Source organism: Streptomyces sp. NPDC001100 (assembly GCF_053598575.1).
In genome coordinates this window covers 1-16,282 of record NZ_JBSFKO010000012.1, presented here as the reverse complement: position 1 = coordinate 16,282, position 16,282 = coordinate 1, and the positions used below count along the sequence as shown (strand labels likewise).

The 16,282-nt window shown below is 70.2% G+C and carries 22 protein-coding genes; 10 read left to right on the top strand and 12 right to left on the bottom strand.

Annotated elements, in window-relative coordinates; translation table 11 throughout:
- Positions 1–4 precede the first annotated feature (4 nt).
- Positions 5–358, top strand: coding sequence for a DUF952 domain-containing protein (locus tag ACWDEW_RS18990; RefSeq protein WP_450514129.1), 354 nt, complete (start codon positions 5–7; stop codon positions 356–358).
- Positions 346–609, top strand: coding sequence for a hypothetical protein (locus ACWDEW_RS18985; protein ID WP_450514128.1), 264 nt, complete (start codon positions 346–348; stop codon positions 607–609). Before ACWDEW_RS18990 ends, ACWDEW_RS18985 begins: the two co-directional genes overlap by 13 nt.
- Here ACWDEW_RS18985 and ACWDEW_RS18980 read toward each other — a convergent pair.
- The 5 genes from ACWDEW_RS18980 to sodN all read right to left on the bottom strand — a co-directional run bounded on the left by ACWDEW_RS18980 (position 596) and on the right by sodN (position 3,054).
- Positions 596–1,348, bottom strand: coding sequence for a VOC family protein (locus ACWDEW_RS18980; protein WP_450514127.1), 753 nt, complete (start codon positions 1,346–1,348; stop codon positions 596–598). The genes ACWDEW_RS18985 and ACWDEW_RS18980 overlap by 14 nt on opposite strands.
- A 45-nt stretch (positions 1,349–1,393) precedes the next feature.
- Complete coding sequence (locus ACWDEW_RS18975) at positions 1,394–1,810, bottom strand: VOC family protein (protein WP_019072193.1); 417 nt, start codon at positions 1,808–1,810, stop codon at positions 1,394–1,396.
- A 10-nt stretch (positions 1,811–1,820) separates the two neighbouring features.
- Positions 1,821–2,231: a helix-turn-helix transcriptional regulator gene (locus ACWDEW_RS18970; protein WP_019072194.1), complete on the bottom strand. Its 411-nt coding sequence runs from the start codon at positions 2,229–2,231 to the stop codon at positions 1,821–1,823.
- Positions 2,232–2,261: 30 nt separating this feature from the next.
- On the bottom strand, positions 2,262–2,486 hold the full coding sequence (locus tag ACWDEW_RS18965; RefSeq protein ID WP_450514126.1) for a hypothetical protein: 225 nt from the start codon (positions 2,484–2,486) through the stop codon (positions 2,262–2,264).
- 172 nt (positions 2,487–2,658) lie between these two features.
- The gene (gene sodN / locus ACWDEW_RS18960) at positions 2,659–3,054 is read right to left on the bottom strand and encodes a superoxide dismutase, Ni (protein WP_005480378.1); all 396 of its coding nucleotides are present in this window, start codon (positions 3,052–3,054) and stop codon (positions 2,659–2,661) included.
- Positions 3,055–3,199: 145 nt separating this feature from the next.
- On the opposite strand from sodN, the gene sodX reads away from it, so the two are divergent.
- Positions 3,200–3,634, top strand: a complete 435-nt coding sequence (sodX, locus tag ACWDEW_RS18955; protein WP_450514125.1) for a nickel-type superoxide dismutase maturation protease — start codon at positions 3,200–3,202, stop codon at positions 3,632–3,634.
- Here the strand turns inward: sodX and ACWDEW_RS18950 are convergent.
- Positions 3,538–4,167 (bottom strand): CGNR zinc finger domain-containing protein, encoded by a 630-nt coding sequence (locus tag ACWDEW_RS18950; RefSeq protein ID WP_450514124.1) that lies wholly within the window; start codon positions 4,165–4,167, stop codon positions 3,538–3,540. The genes sodX and ACWDEW_RS18950 overlap by 97 nt on opposite strands.
- Before the next feature lie 114 nt (positions 4,168–4,281).
- Between ACWDEW_RS18950 and ACWDEW_RS18945 the strand changes: the two genes are divergently transcribed.
- A complete protein-coding gene (locus ACWDEW_RS18945; protein WP_450514123.1) occupies positions 4,282–5,040 on the top strand; it encodes a class I SAM-dependent methyltransferase in 759 nt (252 codons plus the stop codon).
- Positions 5,041–5,159: 119 nt separating this feature from the next.
- Entirely contained in the window at positions 5,160–5,606 is a 447-nt protein-coding gene (locus ACWDEW_RS18940) for a hypothetical protein (protein ID WP_450514122.1), read from the top strand.
- 94 nt (positions 5,607–5,700) lie between these two features.
- Here ACWDEW_RS18940 and ACWDEW_RS18935 read toward each other — a convergent pair whose 3' ends face one another.
- The 3 genes from ACWDEW_RS18935 to ACWDEW_RS18925 are packed head-to-tail and all read right to left on the bottom strand — an operon-like array spanning position 5,701 to position 8,432.
- Positions 5,701–6,453: an amino acid ABC transporter ATP-binding protein gene (locus ACWDEW_RS18935; RefSeq protein WP_450514295.1), complete on the bottom strand. Its 753-nt coding sequence runs from the start codon at positions 6,451–6,453 to the stop codon at positions 5,701–5,703.
- Positions 6,454–6,503: 50 nt separating this feature from the next.
- Complete coding sequence (locus ACWDEW_RS18930) at positions 6,504–7,442, bottom strand: amino acid ABC transporter permease (RefSeq protein ID WP_450514121.1); 939 nt, start codon at positions 7,440–7,442, stop codon at positions 6,504–6,506.
- 33 nt (positions 7,443–7,475) lie between these two features.
- Positions 7,476–8,432 carry an ABC transporter substrate-binding protein gene (locus ACWDEW_RS18925; RefSeq protein ID WP_450514120.1) on the bottom strand — a complete coding sequence of 319 codons (957 nt, stop codon included), beginning with the start codon at positions 8,430–8,432 and terminating at the stop codon, positions 7,476–7,478.
- 501 nt (positions 8,433–8,933) lie between these two features.
- Here ACWDEW_RS18925 and ACWDEW_RS18920 point away from each other — a divergent pair.
- The 4 genes from ACWDEW_RS18920 to ACWDEW_RS18905 all read left to right on the top strand — a co-directional run bounded on the left by ACWDEW_RS18920 (position 8,934) and on the right by ACWDEW_RS18905 (position 12,650).
- The gene (locus tag ACWDEW_RS18920; protein WP_450514119.1) at positions 8,934–10,157 is read left to right on the top strand and encodes an NAD(P)-dependent malic enzyme; all 1,224 of its coding nucleotides are present in this window, start codon (positions 8,934–8,936) and stop codon (positions 10,155–10,157) included.
- Positions 10,158–10,773: 616 nt separating this feature from the next.
- On the top strand, positions 10,774–11,739 hold the full coding sequence (locus ACWDEW_RS18915; protein ID WP_450514118.1) for a zinc-binding dehydrogenase: 966 nt from the start codon (positions 10,774–10,776) through the stop codon (positions 11,737–11,739).
- Positions 11,740–11,865: 126 nt separating this feature from the next.
- Positions 11,866–12,075 (top strand): helix-turn-helix domain-containing protein, encoded by a 210-nt coding sequence (locus tag ACWDEW_RS18910; protein ID WP_359602372.1) that lies wholly within the window; start codon positions 11,866–11,868, stop codon positions 12,073–12,075.
- Positions 12,075–12,650, top strand: coding sequence for a Clp protease N-terminal domain-containing protein (locus tag ACWDEW_RS18905; protein ID WP_450514117.1), 576 nt, complete (start codon positions 12,075–12,077; stop codon positions 12,648–12,650). The genes ACWDEW_RS18910 and ACWDEW_RS18905 overlap by 1 nt, the downstream gene beginning before the upstream one ends.
- A gap of 69 nt (positions 12,651–12,719) precedes the next feature.
- Here the strand turns inward: ACWDEW_RS18905 and ACWDEW_RS18900 are convergent, their stop codons facing one another.
- Together ACWDEW_RS18900 and ACWDEW_RS18895 are read right to left on the bottom strand one after the other, a co-directional pair.
- A complete protein-coding gene (locus ACWDEW_RS18900; RefSeq protein ID WP_450514116.1) occupies positions 12,720–13,817 on the bottom strand; it encodes a helix-turn-helix transcriptional regulator in 1,098 nt (365 codons plus the stop codon).
- 1 nt (position 13,818) lies between these two features.
- Complete coding sequence (locus ACWDEW_RS18895) at positions 13,819–14,910, bottom strand: DUF4097 family beta strand repeat-containing protein (protein WP_450514115.1); 1,092 nt, start codon at positions 14,908–14,910, stop codon at positions 13,819–13,821.
- A 199-nt stretch (positions 14,911–15,109) separates the two neighbouring features.
- Here ACWDEW_RS18895 and ACWDEW_RS18890 point away from each other — a divergent pair, with 199 nt between their 5' ends.
- Positions 15,110–15,955, top strand: a complete 846-nt coding sequence (locus ACWDEW_RS18890) for a hypothetical protein (protein WP_450514114.1) — start codon at positions 15,110–15,112, stop codon at positions 15,953–15,955.
- Positions 15,956–16,004: 49 nt separating this feature from the next.
- Here ACWDEW_RS18890 and ACWDEW_RS18885 read toward each other — a convergent pair whose 3' ends face one another.
- Positions 16,005–16,187 (bottom strand): DUF6104 family protein, encoded by a 183-nt coding sequence (locus ACWDEW_RS18885; protein WP_019075209.1) that lies wholly within the window; start codon positions 16,185–16,187, stop codon positions 16,005–16,007.
- Positions 16,188–16,282 lie beyond the last annotated feature (95 nt).

Sequence of the window (16,282 nt, the reverse complement as noted above, 5' to 3'; positions counted from 1 at the left end):
GCGTATGCCGGAATCCGAACCCACCGCCGCCCCCGCCACCATCCTCCACATCACCGAGCGCGCCCTCTGGGACGCGGCCCGCGAGCGCGGCGCCTACGAGTGGTCGACCCGTGGCCGCACCCTCCAGGAGGAGGGCTTCATCCACTGCTCGACCCGCGCCCAACTCCCGCGCGTGGCAGCCTTCTTGTACGGCTCCTACGACGGCCCCGGCGACCTCGTGGTCCTGGAGGTGGACCCGGGACGGCTCGGCGCACCGCTGAAGTACGAGGCGCCGGAGCCGGGCGGCGAGGAGTTCCCGCACATCTACGGGCCGATTCCGGTGGACGCGGTGGTCGGGGTGGAGGCGTGGACGGCTTGAGCCGGTTGTGGCGCCGGGTCCTGGTGGCGTGGGCGGTCGCCGTGGCCGTCGGGGGCGGGCTCACCCTGTGGCTGCAGGACTCCGGCGGGCCGCACGAGCCGTACGGCGGGCAGCTGAACACGCCCGACGGCGAGACGCCGACGGCGTCGCCGGGTCAGGACGGTCAGGACGCGGCGAACGGCTGTCCGACGCCCACGGCCTCGCCGTACGACGACCCGCATACGATCTTCATCTGCCTCAAGAGCGGCTAGGCAGCCCGCCGGTCTCCGGGTCGCGCCCCGTCAGACAGTAGACGCCGCCCGCCGGGTCCCGCATCACCGTCCAGTGCGTGCCGTGGGAGACGACACGCGCCCCGAACCGCTCGTGCCGTGCCGTCGTCGCGCCGATGTCCGCGCAGGCCAGGTCGAGGTGGGCGGAGGCGGGGCGTTCCTCGCCGAGCCGCTGGAGCAGGATACGGATCGGCAGGCCGGGTGGCGGCTTGAGCACATGGAACTCCGGAAGGGCGCCCCGCAGTGACGCCCAGTCGGGCAACAGGGCGCTCCAGAAGGCGACTTCGGCGTCGTAGGAGCCGGGTCCGATGTCGAGGGACACCTGGTCGAGGCGGCTGCCGTCCACGACGGGCGGTCGTACGGCCTCGCCGTGCCAGGGGACAGCGCAGAACAACTGCCCGGCGGGGGACCGGAGTACGGCCCAGCCGTCGTGCTCGGCGACGGCGTCGGCGCCGAGCCCCAGCGCGGACGCCACGAACGCGGGCACGTCCTCGACGGAGAAGTCGAGGTGCGCCCCGCCCGAGCCGGACCCGACCCCCTGCACCTTCACGCAGGCGTCCGCCCCTTCCATCACCAGGGTGACGAACTCCCCCTCCTCACCGCGCGGTTCGGACAGCCGGGTGTCCGTGACGGCCGTCCAGAAGGCGCGGGCGGGATCGAGGAACGCACGCGGGCGGTCGACGAAGGCGTAGGTCCAGCGGATGCCGGCCGGGATGCTCATGAGGTGATCGTAAGCGGGAGGACGCGAACCGCCCTCCCGCGATTCTCAGTCCCCGCTGCGCTGCATGAACCGCAGCATGTTCCCCGCCGGGTCCCGGAACGCGCAGTCGCGGACACCGTACGGCTGGTCCGTCGGCTCCTGGACCACCTCGGCGCCGGACTCCTGGACGCGGGCGTAGAGGGCGTCGCAGTCGGCGGTGGTGAAGTTGACCCCGCGCAGGGTGCCCTTGGCGAGCAGTTCGGCCATGGCCTGCTTGTCGGCGGGGGAGGCGTCCGGGTTCGCGGCCGGCGGCTCCAGCACGATCTCCACGTCCGGCTGCAACGGCGACCCCACGGTCACCCACCGCATGCCCTCGAAACCGACGTCGTTGCGGATTTCCAGCTCCAGCACGTCGCAGTAGAAGGCGAGGGCCTTGTCGTGGTCGTCGACGGCGATGAAGCACTGGCGGAGTTTCAGGTCCATGCAGCACAGGCTAGGGGCGGAGCGGCGGTCCCGCCCGGTTCGGCCGGGTAAAGGTGCGGGCCACGCAGGACGGGATCACCGCGCCCGCCTCGTGCGAACGGGCGCGATAGGCGCTGGGCGTCTCACCGACCAGCTCGGTGAAGCGCGAGCTGAACGAACCGAGCGAGGTACAGCCGACGGCCATGCACACCTCCGTCACACTCAGATCCCCGCGCCGCAGCAACGCCTTCGCCCGCTCGATCCGCCGGGTCATGAGATAGCTGTACGGCGTCTCCCCGTACGCGGCCCGGAAGCTCCGCTGGAAGTGCCCCGGCGACATCAGCGCGGTCCGCGCGATCGAGGCCATGTCGAGCGGCTCGGCGTACTCCCGGTTCATCCGGTCGCGGGCCTGACGCAGCCGTACGAGGTCTTCGCGATTCACGGGTCCAGGATGGCACGGGGGCCGGTACGGCTACCGGGGAATCGAGCTGAGGAACGGGCGCCCTTGCGCGCGCATCAGCTCGATCACCCGGGCGTACAGGGCGTTGTCCTCGATGAGGAGGGCCATGCGGGTGGTGGTGTTGTAGATGGTGCCCGCAGCCACGGTCGTCCGGACGACCACCCAGCCGTCCTCGGAGCCGTCCCAGAGGTAGCCGTACTCGGCGCTCCCGTCGGTGCCGGTGTCGGTGTCTGTCATGCGATGCGGCTCCAGCGGTCGGAATTGCCGTACGACGAAGCACGACGAAGGGGCCCGGCCGGCGAACCGGTCGAGCCCCTTCATCATGCCCACTGACACATGCCCGACGGCCCCGGCCCGCTGACCTGCGATGGTGCACCGATCGCCGGTCGGGCCGGGGCTGTTGGGTGTGTCAGGCCTTCTTGGTCTCCCAGAAGATCTTGTCGATCTGGGCGATGTAGTCCAGCGCCTTCTGGCCCGTCGCCGGGTCGGTGGACGCCTTGGCGGCCGAGAGGGCCTTCAGGGCGTCGTTGACCAGCTGGTGCAGCTCCGGGTACTTCTCGAAGTGCGGGGGCTTGAAGTAGTCGCTCCAGAGCACCGAGACGTGGTGCTTCGCGAGCTCGGCGCGCTGTTCCTTGATGACGGTGGCACGCGCCTGGAAGTGCGGGTCGTCGTTGGCGGCCATCTTGTCCTGTACGGCCTTCACCGACTCCGCCTCGATGCGGGCCTGGGCCGGGTCGTACACACCGCAGGGCAGGTCGCAGTGCGCGCTGACCTTCACCTTGGGGGCAAACAGGCGGGAAAGCATGGAGCGTTCCTTCCTCGTGATCGTCTTCTCAGGTGGGACATTACTCCCTGGAGAAGCTGATTTCGCGAGTGCCCCCATGCGCTTAGGACAAAAGTCCGGGGTCGGACTCAGACTGGTGGAGGATAGGACCGGGGAGGTGCCGGGGATGCCGGAGCTGTCGCAGGAGACCGAGCGCGGGAGGGCCGTACTGCCCTTCGGGACGGCCGAGGTGACCGGGCCGTCCATGGTGCCGACGCTGGTCCACGGGGATCTGCTCGTGGTCCAGTACGGCGCCAGGATCAGGCCCGGGGACGTCGTCGTGCTGCGGCATCCGTTCCAGCAGGACCTGCTGGTCGTCAAGCGGGCCGTGGAGCGGCGGGACGGCGGCTGGTGGGTGCGCGGGGACAACGCGTTCGCCGGTGGGGACAGTACGGACTACGGCGCGGTGCCCGAGGATCTGGTGCTGGGCAAGGTGCGCTTCCGGTACCGGCCGCTCAGGCCCGGTCAGCGTTCGCCGTTCGCGCTCGCGCGCTGGGCGCTCTCGGCCGCCAGGCCCGTCCTCTCCGACCGGTCGGCCTCCAGGCGCTTCCGGGCCCGGTAGGCGGCCACGTTGGCGCGGGTCGCGCAGCGGTCCGAGCAGTAGCGCCGGGAGCGGTTGGTCGAGGTGTCGAGGTAGGCGTTGCGGCACGGGGGCGCCTCGCACAGGCCCAGCCGGTCCACGCCGTACTCGGTGAGGTGGAAGGCCAGGCCCATCGCCGCGATGGCCGCGTAGCCGGCGGTCGCGTTGGACGGGTGGTCCGCGAGGTGCATGTGCCACAGCGGGCGGCCGTCGTCGTCGCGATGGTTGTGCCCGGAGATCTGCGGGCTGACCGGGAACTCCAGAAGGAGTGAGTTCAGCAGGTTCACGGAGAGGGTCTCGTCGCCGCCGTCGGCCGCCTCGAAGACCGCCCGCAGCCGCGCCCGGACCGAGCGGAAGCGGGTGACGTCGGCGTCGGTGGCGCGGCGAGCCGCCTCCTTGTTGGTGCCGAACAGGTCCCGCACGGCCTCGACCGAGGTCAGGGCGTCCTTGCCCCGGGCCGGTTCCTCGGTGTTGACGAGGCGTACGGCGTAGTCCGAGTAATAGGCCAGTTCCACTTGTAGTCCTTACAGAGGCGCTCTATGGTCGTGGATGCGGTCGGGTAACAGCTGATCGTGCTTCCAGGGTATTACGAGAGTGGCGTTGCCACAGTGTGCGGACAGGGGGTCCTCATGACGACCGGTGTCGGAACCGACTGGCAGTCCTGGCAGGAGAGCTGGGACCGGCAGCAGGAGTGGTACATGCCCGACCGGGAGGACCGCTTCCGGATCATGCTCGACATGGTCGAGGCCTGCGTCGGGCCTGAGCCGCGCGTCCTCGACCTCGCCTGCGGCACCGGCAGCATCACGGCCAGGCTGCTGGCCCGCTTCCCGCACGCCACCAGTACCGGCGTCGACCTCGATCCCGCCCTCCTCGCCATCGCCCGCGGCACCTTCGAGGGCGACGAGCGGGTCTCCTTCGTCACGGCCGACCTCAAGGACCCGCGGTGGACGAGGGACCTGCCGTACGACTCGTACGACGCGGTCCTCACCGCCACGGCCCTGCACTGGCTGCGCGACGAACCCCTCGCGGCCCTCTACGGCGAACTCGCCGAACTCGTCCGCCACGGCGGCGTCTTCATGAACGCCGACCACATGATCGACGACACCACGCCCCGGATCAACGCGATCGAGCGCACCCACAGCCATTCCCGTATGGAACAGGCCCAGCGGAACGGCGCCCTCGACTGGGCTGAGTGGTGGCAACTCGCCGCCCAGGACCCGGTCCTCGCCGCACCGACCGCCCGCCGCTTCGAGATCTACGGCGCCCACGCGGACGGCGACATGCCCTCGGCCGCATGGCACGCGCGCGTGCTGCGCGAGAAGGGGTTCGGGGAGGCGCGGGCGGTGTGGTGCTCGCCGTCGGACACGTTGCTGCTGGCGCTGAAGTAGGCCCCGCAGGGCCCTGGTTGACGCGGTGGCCGATGTCCTGAGCCTTGTCGTGCCACAGTGACGCGCGCACACTCCGGTCACTGGAAGCGTGTCCACTGGCAGCGCGGGAGGGACGAGCCATGAACGTGCGCAAGGTCCTCGTGGTGGCCGGTGCGGCGGCCGCGGTGCTGGTCGGTACGACGGCGTCGCCGGCCTCCGCCGTCACGAACTACCGGGAGTACGCGAGCGTCGCCGGGTCCTCGCCGCCCTCGGGCTCAAGCTGCAGCCAGGTCTCCTACGGCGGGGGCTTGGCGGGCGTCGCCTGCTACCAGCCGCTGGGCGATGTGTTCTGGATCAGGGACACCGCGGCCGACGGGCATCATGTGGAGGCACGCGGCGTCATGGAGGGCGTCGGCCGCGGCTTCAGCTGCTACAGCTACCGAGGGTCGGGCGTCGGCTGGGAGAAGTGCACCGGCTTCGCCGACCTCATCCCCGAGCACGACACGATCAACCTCTTCCGCTCGGAGCTCTATGAGGGCGACACGCTGCTGGCGGGGGGCCTGATTCTTTCCGTGCAGACGACGTGAGGCGGCGCGCCCGACCCGGCCCCTACGTGCGCGAGTGCCGCTCACCGCTTCACAGAAGGAGCGGGGAGCGGCACTCGTACGGCACTGTTCCGCGTCAGAGAACCTTCGACAGGAACGACTGCGTCCGCTCGTGCTGAGGGTTCGTCAGGACGTCGCGCGGGTGGCCGGATTCGACCACCACGCCGCCGTCCATGAAGACGAGGCTGTCGCCGACCTCGCGGGCGAAGCCCATCTCGTGGGTGACGACGATCATCGTCATGCCGGACTCGGCGAGGTCACGCATGACGTCGAGGACGTCGCCGACCAGCTCCGGGTCGAGGGCCGAGGTCGGCTCGTCGAAGAGCATCAGCTTCGGGTCCATCGCCAGCGCCCGCGCGATCGCGACCCGTTGCTGCTGGCCGCCGGAGAGCTGCGAGGGGTAGCTCTGGGCCTTGTCGGCCAGTCCCACCCGCTCCAGGAGCTGCATCGCGCGCTCCTTGGCCTGCCCCTTGTTGACGCCCCTGACCTGCACCGGCGCCTCGACGATGTTCTCGGCGGCCGTCATGTGCGGGAACAGGTTGAAGCGCTGGAAGACCATGCCGATGTCCCGGCGCTTCACCGCGACCTCGCGATCGCGCAACTCGTAGAGCTTGTCGCCCTGCTGGCGGTAGCCGACGAGTTCGCCGTCGACGTACAGCCGGCCGGCGTTGATCTTCTCCAGGTGGTTGATGCACCGCAGGAAGGTCGACTTGCCGGAGCCGGAGGGGCCGATGAGGCAGAACACCTCGCCGGACTTCACCTCCAGGTCGATGCCCTTGAGCACCTCCACCGGGCCGAACGACTTGTGGACGCCCTCGGACTTGACCATCGGGACCGACGGGTCGGTCGTGGTGGACTCGGTCTTGGTGAGCTTGTCGGTCATGCCGCTGCTCCCTTCGGACGGCCGACGGACAGCAGGTTCGCCCGGATCTTCTGGAGCGGGGTCGGCGGCAGCGCACGGCTGGAACCGCGGGCGTAGTACCGCTCGACGTAGTACTGACCGACGCTCAGGACGGACGTCATGATCAGGTACCAGGCGGCGGCGAGGAAGTACATCTCCACCGGGGCGCCGGAGTTCTGGCCGATGTCCTGGGCATAGCGGAAGAGCTCCGGATACTGGACGGCCGCCACGAGCGAGGTCGTCTTCAGCATGTTGATGACTTCGTTGCCCGTGGGCGGCACGATCACCCGCATCGCCTGCGGGATCACGATCCGGCGCAGCGTCTTGGCGTGGCTCATGCCCAGTGCGTGCGAGGCCTCGGTCTGGCCCTCGTCGACCGCGAGCAGGCCGGCGCGGCAGATCTCCGCCATGTACGCGGCCTCGTTGAGACCGAGGCCGAGCAGCGCCGTCAGCAGCGGCGTCATGAAGTCCGACCAGTAGTTCTTGTAGATCGGACCGAGGTTGATGTACTCGAAGACCAGGCCCAGGTTGAACCAGAGGAACAACTGGACCAGCACCGGGGTGCCGCGGAAGAACCAGATGTAGAACCAGGCGATCGACGAGGTCACCGGGTTCTTCGACAGCCGCATCACCGCGAGGCCGATGCCGCCGACGATGCCGATCACCATCGACAGAACCGTCAGCAGGAGCGTCTTGTAGACACCGGTCATGATCCGGTGGTCGAAGAAGTAGTCCGGCACGGCATGCCAGTTGATCTTGCCCTGGCCGAACGCGTAGATGATCGAGACCAGGATGCCGATCGCGACGACGGCGGAGACGTACCGCCCGTAGTGCCGGACCGGTATGGCCTTGATGGGCTTCGGAGCGGCCGGGGGAGTGTCCTCGGGCCCCGGCGCTCTCTCGATGTCAGAAGTCACGGATGTTGCCTCTCAGCGACGGCGGATCCGCGGTCACTTGCCGCCGTTGATCACGGACGACTTGACGGCACCGTCCTCGGCGCCCCACTTGGTCAGGATCTTCTGGTACTCGCCGCTCTTGATCACGGCGTTCATCGCGGCCTGCAGCGCGTCCCGCAGCTGGGTGTTGCTCTTGGCGACCGCGATGCCGTACGGCGCCGCCTCGACCTGGTCGCCGACCAGCTGGAAGTCCTTGCCGCCGCCCGAGGTCTTCACCGCGTAGGCGGCGACCGGGAAGTCGGAGGAGGCCGCGTCCGCGCCGCCGGAGCGCAGCCGGGTCTGGGCCTGCTGGTCGTCGTCGAAGGGCTCGATGGTGATCTTCTTGCCGCCCGTACACTTCTTCGTCTCGGTCTTGGCGAGGTCCTCCGAGACCGTGCCGCGCTCGACCGCGAGCTTCTTGCCGCACAGGTCGGCCCACGAGGCGATGTTTCCGGTGTCGCCCTTGCGCGTGTAGATCGAGACACCGGCGGTCAGGTAGTCGACGAAGTCGACGCCCTCGCCGACCTTCTTGCCCGTGTCGCCGTCGATGCCGTTCTGCCGGTTCTTGTTGTCGGTCATCGCGGACATGGCGATGTCGTAGCGGTTGGAGCGCAGACCGGTGAGCAGCGCGTCGAACGTGCCGTTCTCGAACTCGAACTTCACGCCGAGCTGCTTGCCCATGGCGGCCGCGAGGTCGGGGTCGAGGCCGACGACCTTGCCGGAGTTGTCCTTGAACTCGACCGGCGCGTACGCGATGTCCGAGCCGACCTTGACGACTCCCGCGCTGCGGATCGAGGCGGGCAGCTTGGAGGCCAGCGGCGCCGAGCTGGTGGACGCGCTGCTGGAGTCGTTGCCCTTCTTGGTCTGGTCGCCGCAGCCGGCGAGCAGCAGGGAGCCGGCGACCGCGATCGCACCGACCGCTGCCAGCCGGGTGTGCGGGGCGGTCGTACGACGGGCGGAGCGTGCGGTCATGATGGATTCCTCCGGCGGATGGATGGCGGTGCCGACGGGTCGACGAGAACACACACCTTCGGGTGTCGCGACCTCGTGTGATTAGGGCATCTTGCCATTCGGACTGAACCATTCAGGGGACTCCCTATGTCAAAATCGGATAACGGGTGAACCCCGAAACGCATCAGGTCGGTACATCAGGACGCCCTGATCACGGACCATCTGCTGGAATCACTCCTTCCGGCCGGAAGATCTTCGGCATGTCTCACGATGTGATCGATCATCGTTCCGCCCTCGGCCGACGAGATGTGACCTTGCGCCTATTGGACTCGTCCTCGGCGCCGTCCGTCCGGTAAGAAGGTTCTTTACACCCCTCATCCGGGGCTCAGGGCGCGTGTGCGGCGCGCCCGTCGCGCAGGTGCTCGTACGCATCAACTCTCTGGGCCCTGCGCGGTGCCCGCCCACCCCTCACCAGGGAGTGGCCACCCTCAAAATCAATGAAGACTTAAGGGGTAAGACAAAGTGGCAGCGGAGATCGTCAATCCTCGCAGCGACAGCAGTACGGATCAGGACGGCGGGGCCGAGCCCCTCGATTCCTTCGATCCTGCGTTCGCGCTGCACCGCGGCGGCAAGATGGCCGTGCAGGCCACCGTGCCGATCCGCGACAAGGACGACCTGTCCCTGGCGTACACACCCGGCGTCGCGCGCGTGTGCACCGCGATCGCGGAGCAGCCGGAACTCGTCCACGACTACACATGGAAGTCGTCCGTGGTCGCCGTCGTGACGGACGGTACGGCTGTGCTCGGACTCGGCGACATCGGTCCCGAGGCCTCCCTCCCCGTCATGGAGGGCAAGGCGATCCTGTTCAAGCAGTTCGGCGGCGTGGACGCGGTGCCGATCGCGCTGGACTGCACCGGCGTCGACGAGATCATCGAGACCGTCGTGCGCCTCGCGCCCTCCTTCGGGGGCGTCAACCTGGAGGACATCTCGGCGCCGCGCTGCTTCGAGATCGAGCGCAGGCTCCAGGAGCGGCTCGACATCCCGGTCTTCCACGACGACCAGCACGGTACGGCGATCGTGACGCTGGCGGCCCTCCGCAACGCGGCGAAGCTGACCGGGCGGGAGCTGGGCGACCTGCGGGCGGTCATCTCGGGTGCCGGTGCGGCTGGCGTGGCCATCGCCAAGTTCCTGCTGGAGGCGGGGCTCGGTGACGTCGCCGTCGCCGACCGCAAGGGCGTTGTCTCGCGCGACCGGGACGACCTCACGCCCGTCAAGCGCGAACTGGCCGAGCTGACCAACAAGGCGGGGCTCTCCGGCACGCTGGAAGCGGCTCTGGAAGGCGCCGACGTCTTCATCGGTGTCTCCGGCGGTACGGTCCCGGAGCCGGCCGTGGCCTCGATGGCCAAGGACTCCTTCGTCTTCGCCATGGCCAACCCGAACCCCGAGGTGCACCCCGATGTGGCGCACAAGTACGCGGCGGTCGTCGCGACGGGCCGTTCCGACTTCCCGAACCAGATCAACAACGTGCTGGCGTTCCCGGGCATCTTCGCGGGCGCGCTCCAGGTGCGGGCGTCTCGGATCACCGAGGGGATGAAGATCGCGGCGGCCGAGGCGCTGGCCGGGGTCGTCGGGGACGACCTTGCCGCGGACTACGTGATCCCCTCGCCGTTCGACGAGCGGGTCGCGCCTGCGGTGACGGCCGCTGTGGCCGCGGCGGCGCGGGCGGAGGGCGTTGCCCGCCGGTAGTCCGAATGGCCCCGCCCATTTGGGCGGGGCCATTTTTTTTACCCACCCGCCCGCCCGTTCGGGTGATTGAGAGGTGGGCGTTTCGGGTGGGGGCTCGGGTCGTTGGGCGGCTGACGGCTGACGGCTGACGGCTGACGGCTGACGGCTGACGGCTGACGGCCCGGCGGGTCGGCGGGTCGGCGGGTTGAGGTCTGAGGCCGGGCGGGTCGGCGGGTTGAGGCCTGTATCGGGCAGTCCGGCCGGTTGAGGCCTGCGGCCCGGCAGCCCTGCCGGTTGAGGTCTGAGGCCGGGCGGGTCGGCGGGTTGAGACCTGCGGCCAGGCAGTCCGGCGGGTTGAGGCCTGCATCGGGCAGCCTGACCGGTTGAGGGCTGCGGCCGCGCGCCCGGGCGGGCTGACGCCTGCGGGGTCGTTGGGTTTGGGTTGGCGTTCGCCGGTGTGCGGATGTCCCGGCCCGTCCCGCGTTTGAGGACGAGGTCCGTTCAGGGCCGGAGCGGGGGTCTGGGGGCGGCAGCCCCCTGGACGGCCACCCGAACACCCCCCGTCCCTTGGCAAGAGGGCATGTGTCACACCGCGAGGTAGTTCCCCGCGCCACCGGCGGAGCCTATGGTCAAGGGCATGTTCGCCGTCTACGCCGCCCGAATCGACCGCGACCAGCCGCTCTCCGGCCTTGAGTTGGGGGAGCGTCCCGCCCCCGAGGCCCGGCCGGGCTGGAGCACCATCGATGTCAGGGCCGCCTCCCTCAACCACCACGACCTGTGGTCCCTGCGTGGCGTGGGCCTCGCGGAGGACAAGCTGCCGATGATCCTGGGCTGCGACGCCGCCGGCGTCGACGCGGACGGCAACGAGGTCGTCCTGCACTCCGTCATCGGCCAGACCGGCCACGGCGTCGGTCCCAGGGAACCCCGCTCCATCCTCACCGAGCACTACCAGGGCACCTTCGCCGAACAGGTCGCCGTACCGACGTGGAACGTGCTGCCGAAGCCGAAGGAGCTGTCCTTCGCGGAGGCCGCCTGTCTGCCCACCGCCTGGCTGACGGCGTACCGCATGCTCTTCACCAACTCCGGTGTACGGCCCGGCGACTCGGTGCTCGTCCAGGGCGCGGGCGGCGGTGTCGCCACGGCCGCGATCGTGCTCGCGAAGGCGGCCGGGCTGAGGGTCTTCGCGACCAGCCGGGACGAGGCCAAGCGGAAGCGGGCGCTGGAGCTGGGCGCTCTGGAGGCGGTGGAGCCGGGGGCTCGGCTGCCGCAGCGTGTGGACGCCGTCATCGAGACCGTCGGCGCGGCCACCTGGTCCCACTCGGTCAAGTCGCTGAAGCCGGGCGGCACGCTCGTCATCTCGGGTGCCACGAGCGGTGACCGCCCCTCGCACGCCGAACTGACCCGCATCTTCTTCCTCGAACTCAAGGTCGTCGGCTCGACCATGGGCACCAAGGACGAGCTGGAGGACCTGCTCGCCTTCTGCGCCACGACGGGTGTCCGCCCGGTCATCGACGAGGTACTCCCACTGGACCGGGCCCGTGAGGGCTTCGAACGCCTCGACTCCGGCGACCAGTTCGGCAAGATCGTGCTCACGAACGGCTGACGTTTCCTGGTATTTCCCTCGACGGCCGGTCCGGTTTCCCGGGCCGGCCGTCGGCGTCTGCCGACGTACCGACATCGCCCGTCAACTTTGGTTGACATGCAAGGTGTGTCAACGTAGGTTGACATCATGACCGAAGCAACGGATCTCGCCGAGCGCGCGGGCGACCGTGACCCACGGGTCGGCCTCCGTGCCGTGTCCGCGCTGCGCAAGCTGGTGGAGCAGTTGGAGGCCGTGCAGGTGCGCGCCGCGCGCAATCAGGGCTGGTCGTGGCAGGAGATCGCCGCGGAACTCGGAGTCAGCAGGCAGGCCGTCCACAAGAAGTACGGGAGGCAGTGATGTTCGAACGGTTCACGAAGGACGCCCGCGCAGTGGTGCGGGGCGCGGTGGAGTACTGCGAGCGGTCCGGGACCGGTTCCGGTTCCGTCGAGGCCGAACATCTGCTCCTGGCACTCCTCGACCGCGAGGGCAGTCGCGCCTCCTTCACCCTGACCGCCCTCGGTCTCACCACCGACGAGCGCAAGGAGTCCCTACGGCAGGCTCTCGGCGACGCGCGCCGACGTGCCGGGCTCTCGCAGTCGGAGGCCGACGCCCTTGCCGGACTCGGCATCGACGTCTCGGAGATCGTCGCCCGCGTCGAGGAGGTGCACGGTGTCGGCGCGATGTCCGGCGACCGCAAGAGCGGGGAGTGGCGGTCGGGCCGCCGTACCTTCAGCCGGGGTGCCAAGAACGTCCTGGAGAAGTCCCTGCGCATCGCCGTGGCCCACCACGACCGGCACATCGGCGACGAGCACCTCCTCCTCGCCCTGACCATCCTCCCCGGCGTGCCCGGCGAGGTGCTCGCCGATCACGGGGTGACCCACGAAGCGGCGACACGCGTCCTGTACGGCGGGGGAGAGGCGAAGGCGGGGTGAGGAGCGGGGCGGTGCGCCTCGGTCCGATGGCGCGGCGCACCGCCTGCGGGCCCTGGCCCTGGCCTCGGCTCAGGCCTTGCGGCCGCCCCGCAGTATCGCTCCGATGTGCGCCGCCGCCGCGGACAAGTGGCGGCGCGTGTCGCGGAGTTGGTCCTCGGTGACACCGCGGTCGCGGGCCGCGTCGCGGATGTCGTCCCGGAAGCGGTCGAGGAGCCGGTCCAGATCGCGGGCCGGGTCGCCGGTGGAGTCCTCGTGGGCCCAGGACGGCTCGTACTCCGCGGGGAAGTCCTCCGGGGTCTGGCTGTACTCGGGTGCCGACGTCCCCGATGCCGATCCCGGTCCCGACGCGGGTGCCGATGCCGACTTGCCCGTACCCGGCCGCCCCCCGAACCCGAAGTCCTTGCCGAACTCCTTCCCGAAGTCCCCGAACTCCTTTGCCAGTTCGGTCAGACTCTCCCGTACGCCCGTGGGCCAGTCGCCGCGCGCGAAGTGGTCCTGCGCGTGCTCCTGGACCTGGCGGCCGATGCGCTGCATCTCCTCCTGGGCCTGAGCCCACGCCCGGGCCTGCGCCTCCTTGGCCTGGCGCCGCGCCTGCTGGGCCTCCTCGCGGGCCCGCCGGCTCTCGTCCTTGGCGCGCCGGGCCTGCTCCTTCCACTCCTGCTTGGCGCGGCGCATCTCCTCCTTGGCGGCGCGCCACGACTCCTTGTCGCCGAAGTCCGTGAAGTCCCCGGCGGTGCCCTCGTGTTCGCCGCCGCGAGCCCGCGCGCTGCCGGTGCCGCGCCGGGCCTCGGAGGCCGCCGCGCGCATCTCGCGGCGCAGGTCGCCCGCCGCGCCCCGGACATCGGCCCGGATCTCGGCGGCCAACTCGGCGACGGACTCGCGAATCTCCAGCTCCAGGTCCGCCAACTCGCCGCTGCGGTCGGCCAGTTCGGCGCGGCCGGCGTCCGTGATGGCGTACACCTTCCGGCCGCCCTCGGTGGTGTGGGTGACCAGGCCCTCGGCCTCCAGCTTGGACAGGCGCGGGTAGACCGTGCCGGCCGACGGCGCGTACAGCCCCTGGAAGCGCTCCTCCAGGAGGCGGATCACCTCGTAGCCGTGGCGTGGGGCCTCGTCCAGCAGCTTCAGCAGGTAGAGGCGGAGGCGGCCGTGGGCGAAGACGGGAGGCATGTCAGAGCACCTTCTTGTCGGTCGTACCGTCGGCCGCGGCGCTGCCGGAAGCACCGTCCGGGCCGGAAACGGAATTGTCCCCCGAGTCGCCCTGGGCCCCGTCCCCAGGGGCGTGTGCGGTGTCGTCCACGGTGCCGGACGCGGGCGCGTTGGCCGAGTCGTCCGAGGCGTCCGAGGTATGCGGCCCCTTGGTCATGTCGGGACGCGGAGTCTTGTCGGCCCGCGTCGCCGTGGTGGCGGCCCCCGTGTCACCGTCGCTGTCCCACGCCCCGTCGCCCTCGTCCTCCTCCGCCGCCGGCCGGCGCAGCAGGGCGATCGAACCGGAGACGGTCGTGGCACGCAGCTTTCCGGTGCCCGCGCCCAGGCGGCCGGTGATCTTGTGGGCGCCCCACTGGCCATGCACCCGCAGCCCGTCGAAGGCGTTGGAAATGGAACCGCTCGCCGTGTTCGCCTCGACGTCCGCGTCCGCCGGATGCGGCAGCCGGATGGCGATCTCGCCCGAGACATTGGTCAGCCGGACGTCGGTCGGGCCGTCCGGGTCGAGGTCCACGATCATGGAGCCGCTCACCGACTCGGCGCGCACAGAGGTCCCCGAACCCTCGACGACGGTGAGGTCGCCGGAGACGGAGTTGAACCGGAGGTCACCGGTGACGGCCTGGGCCTCCAGGTTCCCCGAGACGGTCTCGGCGCGGACCGGGCCGGAGAGGCTGACGAGGGTCGTGTCGCCCGTGACGCCCCGCACCACCGAAGGCCCGCTGATCCCGGAGACGACGGCCGCGGCGCCGACCACTCCGACCTCGACCCGGGTGCTCGCCGGAACCGCCAGCGAGACCACCGCGCTGCGCCGCCACCCCTTGCGGTCGAGCCACTTGAGGAAGCCCTTCCAGGGCAGGTCCTCGTACGCCACCGTCAGGGTGCCGTGCTGCTGGGTCACCACCAGGGGCGGCCCGTCGATCTCGGAGACTTCGAGGCGGGCGGAACCCTCGTCGGTCCCCACGACGTTCACCGTTCCGTTGACGATGCGTACATGGAGATCGCTCACGGGCTCGTCGAACGTGAGCTTCTTGGGCTCTGCGACGGACCACTCGGACATGATGCAGACCTCCTCGGTCGTACCGCACGGGACGGGAACGGACACAGACGGGACCGGACGCGACGCGCCATATCGCGTCTTCCGAGAAACACGATATATCGCGGATGCGGAAAGTCAAGACACTCGTTTCGGTGATCGCCGATCGACCCCGACCGTCCAACGACCGGCGGAAAGGGGTGTATTGCCCTAGCGTGTGACCATGTCCACGGAGAAGTCCCAGGTCGGACGCCGGGCCGGTGCCGGTCCCGGCGCGCTGCTGCTCTGCCGGGCGGAGGCGGATTCGGTCGCTCCGGCGGCACATCTGCTCCGCGAGCGCATGCTGCTGACCCGCGCGGGCGACGGCTGGAGCGTGCTGGTCCCCGAGGGCAAGCCCTGGCTGGACGGCGACGAACCGGTCGACCGCGTCCTCACCGGCTGGGCCGCCGCACTCGCCGTCGGCGCCCCCTGGCCCGTACTCGCCCTGTGGTGGGACGCCGACCGCGCCGGTTACACCCTGGCCTCGGGCTTCCGCCGTCCCGTCGGCTACGTCTGGCTCTCCGACGGGACCCCTGTCGGCGAGGACGAGGCGATGCGCAGCTTCGCCGCCCGCCTGGCCCTGGACCCCGTACTGGATCTCCAGTCCCTCGACCACCTGACCAAACCGGACCCCGAGGCCGACGCCCGCACCCGTCTGCGCGGCCTCCTGGCGGTCCTCACGCGCGCGGGAGTGGCCCTGCCGGCAGGCCTCACCCCCGGCGAACCGGCGGACCGCCTCCGCGAGATCGCCCGCACCCGCCCGGACGCCCGGCAGATCGAGCGCTGGGGCTGGCGCGAGACGATCCGCACGGAACTAGACGCGGCCGACAACAGCCGCCTGGGCCCCTGGCTCCCCTGGTCCGGCACGTACGCGACCAGTGCCCTGTCCGTGGCCCAGCTGACGGCGGGCGTTCCGCTCACGGCCTGGGGCCTACGGCGCCGCAGCGCGGGCTGGACCGTCGCAGGGGTACTGCTCCTGGCGCAGGGGGCACTGGGCATCGCCTACGGCCTGGCCCGCCCGCGCGACTGACACAGGGGGCGCGACGGGCCGTCGTAGCAACTGCTACTCGTCGAAATGGCTACTCGTCGTCGTCCTCGTCGTCCAGCCGGGCCAGCCAGGTCGCCAGGCGCTCCACCGGGACCTCGAAGTCGGGGTTGAGGTCGACGAACGTCCGCAGCTGCTCGGCGAGCCACTCGAAGGTGACTTCTTCCTCGCCGCGCCGCTTCTCCAGTTCTTCGATGCCACGGTCCGTGAAGTACATGGGTCAAGGATAAGTGCGTGCAAACGGCCGGGCCGCACCCCCTCATGGCCTGGTTCTTCACCGGCGTCGGCATGATCCCGGTGGACCGGGACGGA

What these genes read in the sequence shown, in the direction of transcription:
- ACWDEW_RS18990 (WP_450514129.1), top strand. Translation starts at nt 5, where the DNA reads ATGCCGGAATCCGAACCCACCGCCGCCCCCGCCACCATCCTCCACATC.
- ACWDEW_RS18980 (WP_450514127.1), bottom strand. Translation starts at nt 1,348, where the DNA reads ATGAGCATCCCGGCCGGCATCCGCTGGACCTACGCCTTCGTCGACCGC.
- ACWDEW_RS18975 (WP_019072193.1), bottom strand. Translation starts at nt 1,810, where the DNA reads ATGGACCTGAAACTCCGCCAGTGCTTCATCGCCGTCGACGACCACGAC.
- ACWDEW_RS18965 (WP_450514126.1), bottom strand. Translation starts at nt 2,486, where the DNA reads ATGACAGACACCGACACCGGCACCGACGGGAGCGCCGAGTACGGCTAC.
- sodN (WP_005480378.1), bottom strand. Translation starts at nt 3,054, where the DNA reads ATGCTTTCCCGCCTGTTTGCCCCCAAGGTGAAGGTCAGCGCGCACTGC.
- sodX (WP_450514125.1), top strand. Translation starts at nt 3,200, where the DNA reads ATGCCGGAGCTGTCGCAGGAGACCGAGCGCGGGAGGGCCGTACTGCCC.
- ACWDEW_RS18945 (WP_450514123.1), top strand. Translation starts at nt 4,282, where the DNA reads ATGACGACCGGTGTCGGAACCGACTGGCAGTCCTGGCAGGAGAGCTGG.
- ACWDEW_RS18940 (WP_450514122.1), top strand. Translation starts at nt 5,160, where the DNA reads ATGAACGTGCGCAAGGTCCTCGTGGTGGCCGGTGCGGCGGCCGCGGTG.
- ACWDEW_RS18935 (WP_450514295.1), bottom strand. Translation starts at nt 6,453, where the DNA reads ATGGTCAAGTCCGAGGGCGTCCACAAGTCGTTCGGCCCGGTGGAGGTG.
- ACWDEW_RS18925 (WP_450514120.1), bottom strand. Translation starts at nt 8,432, where the DNA reads ATGACCGCACGCTCCGCCCGTCGTACGACCGCCCCGCACACCCGGCTG.
- ACWDEW_RS18915 (WP_450514118.1), top strand. Translation starts at nt 10,774, where the DNA reads ATGTTCGCCGTCTACGCCGCCCGAATCGACCGCGACCAGCCGCTCTCC.
- ACWDEW_RS18910 (WP_359602372.1), top strand. Translation starts at nt 11,866, where the DNA reads ATGACCGAAGCAACGGATCTCGCCGAGCGCGCGGGCGACCGTGACCCA.
- ACWDEW_RS18905 (WP_450514117.1), top strand. Translation starts at nt 12,075, where the DNA reads ATGTTCGAACGGTTCACGAAGGACGCCCGCGCAGTGGTGCGGGGCGCG.
- ACWDEW_RS18900 (WP_450514116.1), bottom strand. Translation starts at nt 13,817, where the DNA reads ATGCCTCCCGTCTTCGCCCACGGCCGCCTCCGCCTCTACCTGCTGAAG.
- ACWDEW_RS18895 (WP_450514115.1), bottom strand. Translation starts at nt 14,910, where the DNA reads ATGTCCGAGTGGTCCGTCGCAGAGCCCAAGAAGCTCACGTTCGACGAG.
- ACWDEW_RS18890 (WP_450514114.1), top strand. Translation starts at nt 15,110, where the DNA reads ATGTCCACGGAGAAGTCCCAGGTCGGACGCCGGGCCGGTGCCGGTCCC.
- ACWDEW_RS18885 (WP_019075209.1), bottom strand. Translation starts at nt 16,187, where the DNA reads ATGTACTTCACGGACCGTGGCATCGAAGAACTGGAGAAGCGGCGCGGC.